Here is an 11,719-nt window from a genome sequence, read left to right on the forward strand (position 1 = left end):
CTGCTGCTGCCGGCCGCGGGCCGCCCGGCCGAGCGGCTAGGCGCGGCACTGCAGCCGGTGGCGGCGCTGCTGGCGCCGGCACCGAGCGCACGCTTCGCACTCGAATGCGCGCTGCTCGACGCCGCATCGCGCCACGCCGGCTGCAGCGCCGCGGCCTGGCTGGCCGGCGGCCGGGCGCTGCAGCCGGTGGCCGTCAGCGTGCTGCTGCCCGAGGATGCACGCGCCCCGGCCGCAGCCGCCGAGGCCGTGGCACGCGGCCACCGCGTGCTGAAGCTGAAGATCGCCGTCGCCGGCCGCAGCGCGGCCGACGAAGACCGGCTGCTGGCCGCGGTGCACGCCGCCGCACCCGGCGCCCGGCTGCGGCTGGACGCCAACGGCGCGCTCGCGCCCGCCGAAGCGCAGTCTCGGCTGGCGGCGCTGGCGCTCTGGGGCGTCGAGCTCGTCGAGGAGCCGGTGGCCGGCGACGCGCTGCTGGCGCTGCCGGCGCTGGCCCTGCCCTGGGCGGCCGACGAGTCGCTGGCCGACCCGGTGCTGGCCGCGGCGCTGCTGGCGCTGCCGCCCGGCCGGCGCCCGGCGGCGCTGGTGCTCAAACCCGCGCTGCTCGGGCTGGTGCGCTGCCTGGCACTGGCCGAAGCCGCACACGCGGCGGGCCTCGGGCTGATCGTCACCCACTGCTTCGACGGCGACCCGGGTTTCGCCGCCGCCTGCGCGCTGGCGCAGGCGCTGCCGGCGCCGCCGCTGGCCTGCGGGCTGGCGCCGCACGCCGGGCTGCTGCGTGCCTGGCCGGCCGGGCCGGTGCTGGCGCCGCCCGCGGCACCGGGGCTGCTGCCCGAAACCGGCTGAGGCGCGGACACCATACGGTTCGTATACGTTTCGTATATCATCGCCGCATGGGAATCGTCAAAATCTCCGACCCGATGCACGAGAACCTGCGCATCGCGTCCAACGCCCTGTCGCGTTCGATCAACGCCCAGGCCGAACACTGGATGCGCATCGGCATGCTCGCCGAGCTGCACCCCGAACTCGGCCACGCCGAGATCTGCCGGCTGCTGGTGCGTGCCGAACTGGCCGGCGGGCTGGACATCGCCAAGCTGGCGGCAGCGCCGCTGGACACGACGGGGGCCACGGCATGCGTGCAATGAAGGCGCGTGTGCCGCTGCGCACGGCGGCCGAGACCGACCAGGCGCGCACCGCCGGCCGCATGGCGGCGGCGGTGCTGCAGATGATCGCGCCGCACGTGCGCGAAGGTGTCAGCACCGAGGCGCTGGACCGGCTGTGCCACGACTACATCGTCGGCGAGCTGCGTGCGGTGCCGGCCAACGTCGGCTACCACGGCTTCCCGAAGACGATCTGCGCCTCGGTGAACGAGGTCGTCTGCCACGGCATCCCGTCGGCGCGCGTGCTGCTGAAGGCGGGCGACATCGTCAACATCGACGTCGCCGTGATCCACGACGGCTGGTACGGCGACAGCAGCCGCATGTACTGCGTCGGCGAGGTCTCGCCGCTGGCGCGGCGCCTGGTCGACACCACCTACGAGGCGATGTGCGCCGGCATCCGCCAGGTGGGCCCGGGCGCGGCGCTGGGCGACGTCGGCCACGCGATCCAGAGCGTGGCGCGGCGCGAAGGTTTCACGGTGGTGCGCGAATACGGCGGCCACGGCATCGGCACCGTCTACCACGGCGACCCGCACGTGCTGCACTTCGGCCAGCGCGGCCAGGGGCTGCGGCTGCAGCCGGGCATGATCTTCACGATCGAGCCCATGCTCAACGCCGGCGGCGCCGAGATCCGCGAACTGGCCGACGGCTGGACGGTCGTCACGCGCGACCGTTCGCTGTCGGCGCAGTGGGAGCACATGGTGGCCGTCACCGCCGACGGCTACGAGGTGCTGACGCCCTGGCCCGACGGCACCGGCGACTACGCGCCGGTCTGAGCGGCGCGCGCCGCGCCGGGTCTCACTGCTTGAGCACCCAGGCGATCACGGTCTTGAGGTCGGCGTCGGAGATCTGCTGCGGCGTGTGCGGAATCATCGGCACCGGGCCCCAGACGCCACCGCCACCCTTGCGCACCTTGTCGAAGAGCTGGGCCTCGACCTTCTTGCCCTTGTACTTGGCCGCGACTTCCTTGTAGGACGGGCCGACGACCTTCTTGTCGACCTGGTGGCACATCAGGCAGCCGGACTTCTTGAGGATGTCTTCGGGCGCAGCCAGCGCGGAGGCGGACACGAGGGCGAGGCCGAGCGCGGCCAGCAGGGGTTTGATCATCTCGACAGTTCCTTTTGCGGCCCGGGGCGACGCTTGCGCCGCCGGGCTCGATGCGAATGCGAACGCTTATCGTATCCAACTCTGGCCACTTGGCTTTGATCAAGAGCAGGCCGGCTGAGGGACAGATCTGGCTTCGCAAGCCCAGCGCTGGCGCTTGACGACGGTTTATGTAGCCAACTACATTTCAGCCAAGGAGAGCGCCGATGTTCGAACTCAAGGACCTTCCCAGCTACGACACGCTCGCCGCCTTTGGCGCCGCCTATGGCAACCCGGATGTCGACGGGCTGCACGCCTGGCTGGCCTGGGCCTCGGCCACGGGCGAGATGCTGGCGGCCTTCGAGGCCAACCTGGCCCGGCACGCTGGCCTGTCGCAGTCGCAGTTCTTCGTGCTGCTGCTGCTCAAGCGCAACCCCGCCGGCCTGAGCGTCGGCGCGCTGGCGCAGGGCGTGACGGTGACCTCGCAGACCATGACCCGCATCGTCGACCGCATGGAAGCCGCCAGGCTGTGCCGGCGCGAGGCCGACCCGCAGGACCGTCGCGCCTGGCTGATCCGCCTGACGCCCGAGGGCGACGCGCTGCTGGGCCAGGCCCTGCCCGCGCACTACGCCTGGGTGGCCGAGCTGATGCGGCAGTTCAGCACCGAGGAGCGCCGGGTGCTCGTCGGGCTGATGCAGAAGCTGCGCACCGCAGGTCTCGCCTCGTCCTGAGCGGGCGGCGGCAAGGTCCGCCGCTTTTCAATACCAACTATGTAGCTGCCTGTCTTTCAGCCATGAACCCAACATCCTGCTTGCACCCGCCCTCGACCTCGCTGCGCCTGCTGCTGACCCTGTGCGCGCTGGCCGTGGTCTCGCAGCTCTACGTGCCGCTGCCGATCCTGCCGCAGCTGGCCCGCGAACTGGACGTGGCGCCCGGCGTCGCCGCCGGCGCGGCCGGCGCCTTCGGCCTGGCCTACGCGGCCGGTTTCCTGGTGTTCGGGCCGCTGTCCGACCGCCTGGGCCGGCGGCGCGTGATGGTCTGGGGGCTGTGCGCGCTGGCCTTGCTGACCGCCGCCGTCGCCTGGAGCCGTGCCGCGCCGCTGCTGATGGCCGGGCGTGCGCTGCAGGGTTTCGCAGCCGCGGCCTTCCCGCCGGTCGTCATCGCCTACCTGGCCGAGCGCGGCAGCGCCCGGCAGCGCAGCTGGGCGCTGGCCTGGCTGAGCACGGCCTTCCTGTGTGCCGGCCTGCTGGGCCAGATCTACGGCGGCGCGGTCGCCGGGCGCTGGGGCCTGGGCGTGGCGATGCTGCCGCTGGCGCTGGTGTATGCCGCGACCGCGGGCGCGCTGGCGCTGACGCCGGCCGACCCGCTTCCGGCGGCGCGCCCGGACCGCTGGCTGGCCATCTACCGGCCGCTGGGCACGCTGCTGGCGGACGCCCGCCTGCGGCGTGTCTATGCGCCGGCGCTGCTGCTGCTGATGTGCTTCGTGGCCTTCTACCTGGCGCTGGACGCGCAGGCCGGCAGCGCATTGCAGGCGCTGGGCATCACGCCGCTGGCAGCACGCGCCGTGGCGCTGCCGGGTTTCCTGATGCCGCTGGCCGCCGCCGTCGTGATGCCGAAGGTCGGCGCGCGGCGCCTGGTGGCACTGGGCCTGGGGCTGGCGAGCGCGGGGATGGCAGCCTGCGCCGCGGCGGGCAGCGCGCATCCTCTGGGACTGCTGGCGGCCAGCGTGCTGTTCGCCGCCGGGCTGGGCCTCAGCGTGCCCAGCCTGATCGCCCGCGTAGCAGGCCTGGCGGACGCGCCAGCCCGGGGCCTGGCGGTGGCGCTCTACACCTTCGTGCTGTTCGTCGGCGCCAGCGTCGGCCCCTGGCTGGCGCAGGCCACCGCGCACTGGCCGCTGGCCACGACGCTCTGGCTGCTGGCGGCGCTGCTGGGCGCGGCAACGGTCTACGCCGTCAGCGGCCGCGACAGCCCCGGTGCGAGCGGGCCTCGGACCGCGTGATCCTGTTCCAGCGTTGTGCCTGCCGGCCGGGCGTGCCCATGCCCAGGCGTGCGGACGGCGTGCGCATGCCCCGACGACGCGCCGCAGCGTTCGCGCCGGCCTCCTTAAACTGCTTCAAGGACTCTGGCGCTGTCCCGTTCGCACAATGGCGTGCCACAGATCAACCACCGGACAGCCCTCGCATGACTGCACTGCGCAAGACGCCGCACCGCCCGGCTACGCCTTCGTGCGCCGGGACCCCGCCAGTGCGGATGAAGGCTGGTGGCACGCAGGCCGGCGCATGAACGACCGCCGTGCCGTGGCCTCCGCCCGCATCCGCTACGAAGGCCCGCCCGAGTGGCGCGAGCCGGTGTTCGAGGCGCTCGCGCGGGTCGTCGACCCCGAGATCGCGCTGTCCATCGTCGACGTCGGCCTGGTCTACCGCGTGCATCTGCAGGACCGCGTCGCCTCGGTGCTGCTGACCACGACCTCGGCCGCCTGCCCGCTGGCCGGCTCGATCGCCGACGACGTCGAGACCGAGCTGATGCAGCTGCTGCCGGCCGGCTGGGCCGTCGACCTGGAGCTGACCTGGGAACCCGAGTGGACGCCGGAGCGCATGAGCGCCGACGCCCGGAAGTTCATGGGCTGGTGAGGCGATGAACCCGACACGCCCGCTGGTCGCGCTGCTGGTCGTCACGGTGCTCGCCACCGCGACCGCCGGCGGGCTGCTGCGCGCCGGGGTTGGCACCGGGCTGCTCAACGTCGATGCCGGGCTTTTCGGCCGAGCAGCGGTGTTCCACGCAGCGCTGATGCTCTCGGGTTTTTTCGGCAGCGTGATCGCGATCGAACGTGCGGTGGCGCTGCGCCAGCGCTGGGCTTTCGCGGCGCCGGCGCTGTCGGGCGCGGGGGCGCTGGCGCTGCTGGCCGGGGCCACCGGCACCGCGGCCTGGCTGTCGCTGGCCGGCGCGGCGGTCTTCGTCGCGGTGCACGCGGCGCTGCTCAAGCGCCAGGCGATGACGCACACGCGGCTGCTGGCCGTCGCCGCGCTGTGCTGGCTGTTCGGCAACGCACTCTTTGCCGCCGGCCGCGGCGCCGACGCACCCGCCTGGTGGTTCGCCTTCCTGGTGCTGACGGTGGGCGCCGAGCGGCTGGAGATGACCCGTTTCGCGCCGCAGAAACCGGCGGCCGAGCCGGTGCTGCTGGGCATCGTCGCCGCGCTGCTGGCCGGTGCGGCGCTGTCGCCGTGGCAGGCAGCGGCCGGCGGCGTGCTCTTCGGGCTGGCGCTGCTGGCGCTGGGCATCTGGTTCGCACTCTTCGACGTCGCCCGGCGCACGGTGCGCGCCAAGGGCCTGCCGCGCTACATGGCGCTGTGTCTGCTGGCCGGCTACGTCTGGCTCGCCGTCGGCGGGCTGGCGTGGATGGGCACGGCGCTGGGCTGGCCGGGGCGCGACATGGCGCTGCACGCGCTCGGGCTGGGGTTCGTCTTCAGCATGGTGATGGGGCACGCGCCGGTGATCCTGCCGGCGGTGGCCAAGGTGAAGTTGCGCTTCGGCGCGCGCTTGTACCTGCCGGTGGCGGCGCTGCACGCGTCGCTGGTGCTGCGGCTCTTCGGCGGCGTCGAGGACGCGGCGCTGAAGGCGCTGGGCGCGGCGCTGAACGCGGCCTCGGTGGCGCTGTTCGCGCTGGTGGTCGTGGCCGCCATCGTCGCGGCGCGGCGCAGCGCGCGGCGTGCCCCGCTGGCGCCGCCCATGGGGCGCGAGCAGGCCGAGGCCGAACTGGCGGCCCGGCTGGCGGCGGCGCGGGCCCGGCGCGAAGAGGCTGGCGGGCACTGAAGCGGCCCGTAGAATCCTTCCTCCCGCCGAGGCCTTGCGCCGCAGGCTCCCGTGCCGGCGGTGCCGGGACCGCTGCGCTGCCGCGCCGCCGATGCCGACGCCGTGCGGCCGCAGTCCCAGCCGATGTCCGATCCTGCCGTCTCTCCTCGTCCGCCGCGCGTGTCCGACCTCTGGCAGGCGCCGCACCGGCCGCTGTTCCTGATGGCGGGCCTGTGGGCGCTGGCCGCGCTGTTCTGGTGGCAGTGGGGCTGGTGGTGGTGGCCCGGGCTGGGCATGCCCACGCTCGGCACGCCGACGCTGTGGCATGTGCACGAGATGGTGTTCGGCTTCGGCGGCGCCTCGGTCGCGGCCTACTTCCTGACCGCGGTGACGAGCTGGACCTCGCGGCCCATGCTCGCCGGCCGGCCGCTGATGCTGCTCGTCGCCTTCTGGGGCGCCGCGCGCCTGGTGATGCTGCAGGCCGGCAGCCTGCCGCTGGCGCTGCTGCTGGCGCCCGGCGCGCTGTACTTCGGCAGCGTGACGTACTGGCTGCTGCGCGACATCGCCGCCGCGCGCGTCTGGAACAAGCTGGGTTTCCCGGGTGCGATCCTGGCGCTGGGCATCGTCGACGCGCTGCTGGTCGTCGCCGCGCACGAGGCCTGGGCGCTGGACGTCTTGGCGCTCAAGCGCGCCGCGGTGATGTTCTTCGCGATGAAGGTCGCGTTCATCGCCGGCGGCATGATCCCGGCGTTCACCGCCAACTGGCTGCGCCAGACGGGGGCGGCCGTGGCGCCGCCGCACGAGAACCGGGTCGCCAACCGCCTGGGCCTGGTCACGCTGTACGCGGCGCTCGGGCTGACGCTGGCCGGCGCCGAAGCCGCCAGCGGCTGGGCGCTGATCGTCGCCGCGGCGGTGCAGGCCTGGCGCTTCTCGGGCTGGAGATCGCACGCCGTCGGCGGCAACAAGCTGCTGGTGATGATGCACACCACCTTCTGCTCGCTGATCGTCGGGCTGGTCATCGTCGGCGTCTCGCGCCTGGCGCCGGGCTTCTGGCCCGAACGCGACGCGGTGCACGCGCTGACGATGGGCGCGATGGCCGGCATGGTGCTGTCGGTCGCCTCGCGTGCGGCGGCGCGTCGCGGCGAAGGCGGCGCGCTCGACGCCGGCCGGCTGCTGCCCACGGCCTACGCGCTGGTCTGGCTGGGCGCCTGGCTGCGCACCGCCGCACCGTTCCTCTACGGCTGGCTAGACAACCCGGTGGCGCTGGCGGCGCAGCTCTGGTGCGCCGGCTGGGTCGTCTTCCTCGCCGCCTTCGTGCCGACCATCGTCGGCCCGGTGCTGCGGCCCGTCTTCAGCGGCGCCAAAGCCTGAACCTGTCCCTATCCATGCCCCACGTCTACGAAACCGACGGCGCCGCGATCTACCGCCGCTCCTTCGCCACCATCCGCGCCGAAGCCGACCTGGCGCGTTTCGACGCCGACGAGGAGCCGGTCGTCGTGCGCATGATCCACGCCGCCGGCATGGTGGGGCTGGAGCGCCAGGTGCGTTTCACGCCCGGCATGGCGGCCGCGGCGCGTGCCGCGCTGGCCGCCGGCGCGCCCATCCTCTGCGACGCGCGCATGGTCAGCGAAGGCATCACGCGCGCCCGCCTGCCGGCCGACAACCGCATCGTCTGCACGCTGGACGCGCCCGAAGTGCCGGCGCTGGCCGCGAAGATGGGCAACACACGTTCGGCCGCGGCGCTGGAGCTGTGGCGGCCGATGCTCGCTGGCGCGGTGGTCGCGATCGGCAACGCGCCGACGGCGCTGTTCCATCTGCTCAACATGCTGGAAGACCCGGCCTGCCCGCGGCCGGCGGCGATCATCGGCTGCCCGGTGGGTTTCGTCGGCGCGGCCGAATCCAAGGCCGCGCTGATCGAGGCGCCGCCGGTGCCGGCGGTGGTGGTCGAAGGACGGCTCGGCGGCTCGGCGATCACGGTGGCGGCGATCAACGCGCTGGCCAGCCGCAAGGAGTAGCGCGGTGGCCAAAGTGATCTGCGCCGGGCTGGGCCCCGGCGACCCCGACCTCGTCAGCCTGCGCGCCGCGCGCGTCATCGGAAGCGCGCGCCAGGTGGCCTACTTCCGCAAGGCCGGCCGCCCGGGCCAGGCGCGGCGCATCGCCGCCGAGCTGCTGCACCCCGAGGCCGTCGAGCTGGCGATGGAGTACCCGGTGACGACCGAACTGCCGGTCGACGGCGACGAGTACAACGACGCGCTCGCCGGCTTCTACGACGACTGGGCGGCTCGCCTGGCGGCGCTGCCCGGCGAGGTGGTCGTGCTGTGCGAAGGCGACCCGTTCTTCTACGGCTCGTTCATGCACCTCTACGTGCGCCTGCGCGGCCGTGTCGAGCTGGAGGTCATCCCCGGCATCCCCGGCATGGCCGGCTGCTGGAACGCCACCGGCGAGCCCATCACCTGGGGCGACGACGTGATGACGGTGCTGCCGGGCACGATGCCCGAGGCCGAACTGGTCGAGCGCATGCGCGCCGCCGACGCGCTGGTGGTGATGAAGACCGGCCGCAATCTGCCCAAGGTGCGGCGCGCGCTGGCCACCGCCGGCCGGCTGGACGCTGCCTGGCTGGTCGAACGCGGCACCATGCCCGGCGAGCGGGTACTGCGCCTGGCCGATGCCGACCCCGAGGACTGCCCGTACTTCGCGATCGTGCTGGTGCATGGCCACGGGCGGCGCCCGGTGGTGCAGGCGGAGGCCGCTCGGGCGGAGCTTGCACGATGAGCGGCTGGGTCACCGTCGCCGGCCTGGGCCCAGGCTCGGACGCACTCGTCACGCCCGAAGTCAGCGCCGCGCTGGCCGAGGCCACCGACATCGTCGGCTACATCCCCTACGTCGCGCGTGTCGCCGCGCGCCCCGGGCTGCGGCTGCACGCCAGCGACAACCGCGTCGAGGTCGAACGGGCGCGCCACGCGCTGGAGCTGGCGGCAGCCGGCGCACGCGTCGTCATCGTCTCCTCGGGCGACCCGGGCGTGTTCGCGATGGCCTCGGCGCTGTTCGAGGCGCTGGAAGCCGCGCCCGAACACCAGGCGCTGGACGTCCGCGTACTGCCCGGCATCACCGCGATGCTGGCCGCCGCCGCGCGTGCCGGCGCGCCGCTGGGCCACGACTTCTGCGCCATCAACCTGTCGGACAACCTGAAGCCGTGGGCGCTGATCGAAGCCCGGCTGCGCGCCGCGGCCCAGGCCGACTTCGCTTGTGCCTTCTACAACCCGCGTTCGCGCAGCCGGCCCGAAGGCTTCGCGCGCGTGCTCGAACTGCTGCGCGAGACCTGCGGCGGCGAGCGCCTGATCACCTTCGCGCGCGCCGTGTCGACGCCCGAGGAGCAGCTCGTCACCGTCACGCTGGCCGAAGCGACGCCCGAGATGGCCGACATGCGCACCGTCGTGCTGGTCGGCAACTCGGCGACACGCCGCGTCGGCCGCTGGGTCTACACGCCGCGTTCGGCATGAAGCCAGGCCAGCACCTCGGCGACGGTCTCGACGCTCTCGCGTGGCGGCAGCGCCGGGCGGTCGATGACGAGCACCGGCAGGCCCAGCGTGCGCGCCGCGTCGAGTTTGGCGCGGGCACCGTCGCCGCCGGCGTTCTTGGTCACGAGGCGCGTGATGCGGCGCGAGCGCAGCAGTTCCAGGTCGTCGTCGTAACCGAAGGGCCCGCGCGAGATCACGGCCTCGGCGTCGGGCAGCGGCAGCGCGCCTTCGGGCGGGTCGACCAGGCGCAGCAGGTAGTGGTGCTGGGGCTTGCCCGCGAACGCCGCCAGGTGCTGGCGGCCGATCGCGAGGAAGACGCGTTCGGGCGCGTCGGGCAAGGCCGCGGCCGCGGCTTCGATGTCGGCCACGTGCGTCCAGTCGTCGCCCGGGCCGGCGGCCCAGGGGCGGCGCTCGAGCGCGATCAACGGCGTGCCGGTGGCGGCGCAGGCGGCCACCGCGTTGCGGCTCATCTGGGCCGCGAACGGGTGTGTCGCGTCGACGACGTGGCTGATGCCCTGGTCGCGCAGCCAGGCCTCCAGGCCTTCGGCGCCGCCGAAACCGCCGACGCGCACCGGCAACGGCTGCGCCACCGGCGCCGCGGTGCGGCCGGCGTAGGAAAACACCGCCTCGACGCCGTCGCGCGCCAGCGCGGCGGCCAGGCGGCTGGCTTCGGTGGTGCCTCCCAACAAGAGGACGCGTGTCATGTCTGAACCCTGGCTCTCGATCATCGGTCTCGGCGAGGACGGCCTCGCCGGCCTCGGTACGAGCGCGCGTGCGGCGCTCGGCGCGGCCGAGATTGTCTTCGGTGGCGCACGCCACCTCGCGCTGGCCGACGTCGGCGCGCGTGGCCGCGAGTGGCCGGTGCCTTTCGACGTCACGCCGGTGCTGGCCTTGCGCGGCCGGCCGGTCGCCGTGCTGGCCTCGGGCGACCCGTTCTGGCACGGCGCCGGCGGCACGCTGACGGCGCGGCTGGCGGCGGGTGAATGGCGCGCCTATCCGGCGGCCGGCTGCGTGTCGCTGGCCGCGGCGCGCCTGGGCTGGCGGCTGGAAGACACGGCCTGCCTGGGCCTGCACGCCGCGCCCTTCGAACGCCTGCTGCCGCAGCTGGCGCACGGCGCACGCGCGCTGTGCCTGCTGCGTGACGGCGCGGCCGGTGCCGCATTGGCTGCCTGGCTGGCCGAACACGGCTGGGGCGCCAGCCGCGTCTGGCTGATGGAAGCGCTGGGCGGCCCGAACGAACGGGTGCGCGAGACCACCGCCGCGGCCTACGCGCTGCACGACGCCGTCTCGCCAGCGTTGCTGGCCGTGGAAGCCGCTGGCGGCCGCCCGCTGCCACGCTGCGCCGGCCTGCCCGAGGCGCTGTTCGCGCACGACGGCCAGATCACCAAGTCGCCGGTGCGTGCGCTGACGCTGGCCGCGCTGGCGCCGCGCCCGGGCGAGCTGCTCTGGGACGTCGGCGCCGGCTCGGGTTCGGTCTCGATCGAGTTCTGCCTCGCCGGCGGTCGTGCGCTGGCCGTCGAGACGCGTGCCGAACGTGTCGCCAACATCGAAGCCAACGTGCGCCGCTTCGGCCTGCAGGACCGTCTGACGGTCGTCGAAGGCCACGCGCCGCAGGCGCTGGAAGCGCTGCCGGCGCCCGACGCGGTCTTCGTCGGCGGCGGCCTGGACGAAGCGGTGATCGACGCCATCTGGGCGCGCCTGGCGCCCGGTGCGCGCCTGGTCGCCAACGGCGTGACGCTGGAGACCGAGGCGCTGCTGGCGGCGCTGCACGCGCGCCACGGCGGGGAGCTGCTGCGCATCGAGCTGGCACGTGCCGCGCCTTTGGGCCGCATGCGCGGTTGGCAACCCGCACGGCCGGTAGTGCAGTGGACCATCACCCGATGAAAGTCGCCGGCCTCGGCTTCCGTAGCAGCGCCAACGTCGAGTCGCTGCGCGCGGCGCTGGCCGCCGCCGGCGCGCAGGGCGCCGACGCGCTGGCGACCAGCGAGCGCAAGGCCGCCGCGCCGGCCTTTCAGGCGCTGGCCGCCGAGACCGGCCTGCCGGTGCTGGCGCTGCCCGAAGACCTGCTGGCGCTGCAACCCACCCTCACCGAGTCGGCGCGCGTGCGCCGGCTCACCGGCGCCGGCAGCCTGGCCGAAGCCGCCGCGCTGGCCGGCGCCGGCCCCGGCGCGGCGG

At 74.2% G+C, this 11,719-nt stretch carries 15 protein-coding genes; 13 read left to right on the top strand and 2 right to left on the bottom strand.

The genetic code is table 11. The features are described from left to right. The 3 genes from CKO43_RS23045 to map all read left to right on the top strand — a co-directional run. The coding region (locus CKO43_RS23045) for an enolase C-terminal domain-like protein (RefSeq protein WP_200380106.1) at nt 1-843 on the top strand (843 nt) is incomplete at its 5' end. Between the two features lie 47 nt (nt 844-890). Beyond that, on the top strand, nt 891-1,142 hold the full coding sequence (locus CKO43_RS23050) for a ParD-like family protein (protein ID WP_200228270.1): 252 nt from the start codon (nt 891-893) through the stop codon (nt 1,140-1,142). Continuing rightward, entirely contained in the window at nt 1,139-1,930 is a 792-nt protein-coding gene (gene map / locus CKO43_RS23055) for a type I methionyl aminopeptidase (RefSeq protein WP_200228275.1), read from the top strand. Before CKO43_RS23050 ends, map begins: the two co-directional genes overlap by 4 nt. A gap of 22 nt (nt 1,931-1,952) precedes the next feature. Here the strand turns inward: map and CKO43_RS23060 are convergent, their stop codons facing one another. Then, complete coding sequence (locus tag CKO43_RS23060) at nt 1,953-2,261, bottom strand: c-type cytochrome (RefSeq protein ID WP_200228269.1); 309 nt, start codon at nt 2,259-2,261, stop codon at nt 1,953-1,955. A gap of 203 nt (nt 2,262-2,464) precedes the next feature. On the opposite strand from CKO43_RS23060, the gene CKO43_RS23065 reads away from it, so the two are divergent. The 8 genes from CKO43_RS23065 to cobJ all read left to right on the top strand — a co-directional run bounded on the left by CKO43_RS23065 (nt 2,465) and on the right by cobJ (nt 9,526). Continuing rightward, nucleotides 2,465-2,968, top strand: coding sequence for a MarR family winged helix-turn-helix transcriptional regulator (locus tag CKO43_RS23065; protein ID WP_200228268.1), 504 nt, complete (start codon nt 2,465-2,467; stop codon nt 2,966-2,968). A gap of 62 nt (nt 2,969-3,030) precedes the next feature. Then, entirely contained in the window at nt 3,031-4,236 is a 1,206-nt protein-coding gene (locus tag CKO43_RS23070) for an MFS transporter (RefSeq protein ID WP_200380107.1), read from the top strand. A gap of 280 nt (nt 4,237-4,516) precedes the next feature. Continuing rightward, nucleotides 4,517-4,867, top strand: coding sequence for a metal-sulfur cluster assembly factor (locus CKO43_RS23075; protein WP_200228266.1), 351 nt, complete (start codon nt 4,517-4,519; stop codon nt 4,865-4,867). Between the two features lie 4 nt (nt 4,868-4,871). Continuing rightward, entirely contained in the window at nt 4,872-6,047 is a 1,176-nt protein-coding gene (locus CKO43_RS23080; protein ID WP_200380108.1) for a hypothetical protein, read from the top strand. Nucleotides 6,048-6,170: 123 nt separating this feature from the next. After that, nucleotides 6,171-7,397 (top strand): NnrS family protein, encoded by a 1,227-nt coding sequence (locus CKO43_RS23085; RefSeq protein WP_200380109.1) that lies wholly within the window; start codon nt 6,171-6,173, stop codon nt 7,395-7,397. 14 nt (nt 7,398-7,411) lie between these two features. Further along, the gene (locus tag CKO43_RS23090; RefSeq protein WP_200380110.1) at nt 7,412-8,041 is read left to right on the top strand and encodes a precorrin-8X methylmutase; all 630 of its coding nucleotides are present in this window, start codon (nt 7,412-7,414) and stop codon (nt 8,039-8,041) included. 4 nt (nt 8,042-8,045) lie between these two features. After that, nucleotides 8,046-8,798: a precorrin-2 C(20)-methyltransferase gene (locus CKO43_RS23095; protein ID WP_200380111.1), complete on the top strand. Its 753-nt coding sequence runs from the start codon at nt 8,046-8,048 to the stop codon at nt 8,796-8,798. Next, nucleotides 8,795-9,526 (top strand): precorrin-3B C(17)-methyltransferase, encoded by a 732-nt coding sequence (cobJ, locus tag CKO43_RS23100; protein WP_200228261.1) that lies wholly within the window; start codon nt 8,795-8,797, stop codon nt 9,524-9,526. Before CKO43_RS23095 ends, cobJ begins: the two co-directional genes overlap by 4 nt. Here cobJ and CKO43_RS23105 read toward each other — a convergent pair. Next, a complete protein-coding gene (locus CKO43_RS23105; protein WP_200380112.1) occupies nt 9,505-10,248 on the bottom strand; it encodes a cobalt-precorrin-6A reductase in 744 nt (247 codons plus the stop codon). The two genes, cobJ and CKO43_RS23105, sit on opposite strands and share 22 nt — an antisense overlap. On the opposite strand from CKO43_RS23105, the gene cbiE reads away from it, so the two are divergent. Both cbiE and CKO43_RS23115 read left to right on the top strand, forming a co-directional pair. Further along, nucleotides 10,247-11,428: a precorrin-6y C5,15-methyltransferase (decarboxylating) subunit CbiE gene (gene cbiE / locus CKO43_RS23110; RefSeq protein WP_200380113.1), complete on the top strand. Its 1,182-nt coding sequence runs from the start codon at nt 10,247-10,249 to the stop codon at nt 11,426-11,428. The genes CKO43_RS23105 and cbiE overlap by 2 nt on opposite strands. Continuing rightward, the coding region (locus CKO43_RS23115) for a cobalamin biosynthesis protein (protein ID WP_200380114.1) at nt 11,425-11,719 on the top strand (295 nt) is incomplete at its 3' end. The genes cbiE and CKO43_RS23115, both read left to right, overlap by 4 nt.

Origin of the sequence: Rubrivivax gelatinosus, from assembly GCF_016583785.1 — a bacterium.
GTDB classification, from domain to species: Bacteria; Pseudomonadota; Gammaproteobacteria; order Burkholderiales; family Burkholderiaceae_C; genus Rubrivivax; species Rubrivivax gelatinosus_B.

Coding starts and splice junctions, on each gene's coding strand:
- CKO43_RS23050 (WP_200228270.1), top strand. CDS start 891: ATGGGAATCGTCAAAATCTCCGACCCGATGCACGAGAACCTGCGCATC.
- map (WP_200228275.1), top strand. CDS start 1,139: ATGAAGGCGCGTGTGCCGCTGCGCACGGCGGCCGAGACCGACCAGGCG.
- CKO43_RS23060 (WP_200228269.1), bottom strand. CDS start 2,261: ATGATCAAACCCCTGCTGGCCGCGCTCGGCCTCGCCCTCGTGTCCGCC.
- CKO43_RS23065 (WP_200228268.1), top strand. CDS start 2,465: ATGTTCGAACTCAAGGACCTTCCCAGCTACGACACGCTCGCCGCCTTT.
- CKO43_RS23070 (WP_200380107.1), top strand. CDS start 3,031: ATGAACCCAACATCCTGCTTGCACCCGCCCTCGACCTCGCTGCGCCTG.
- CKO43_RS23075 (WP_200228266.1), top strand. CDS start 4,517: ATGAACGACCGCCGTGCCGTGGCCTCCGCCCGCATCCGCTACGAAGGC.
- CKO43_RS23080 (WP_200380108.1), top strand. CDS start 4,872: ATGAACCCGACACGCCCGCTGGTCGCGCTGCTGGTCGTCACGGTGCTC.
- CKO43_RS23085 (WP_200380109.1), top strand. CDS start 6,171: ATGTCCGATCCTGCCGTCTCTCCTCGTCCGCCGCGCGTGTCCGACCTC.
- CKO43_RS23090 (WP_200380110.1), top strand. CDS start 7,412: ATGCCCCACGTCTACGAAACCGACGGCGCCGCGATCTACCGCCGCTCC.
- cobJ (WP_200228261.1), top strand. CDS start 8,795: ATGAGCGGCTGGGTCACCGTCGCCGGCCTGGGCCCAGGCTCGGACGCA.
- cbiE (WP_200380113.1), top strand. CDS start 10,247: ATGTCTGAACCCTGGCTCTCGATCATCGGTCTCGGCGAGGACGGCCTC.
- CKO43_RS23105 (WP_200380112.1), bottom strand. CDS start 10,248: ATGACACGCGTCCTCTTGTTGGGAGGCACCACCGAAGCCAGCCGCCTG.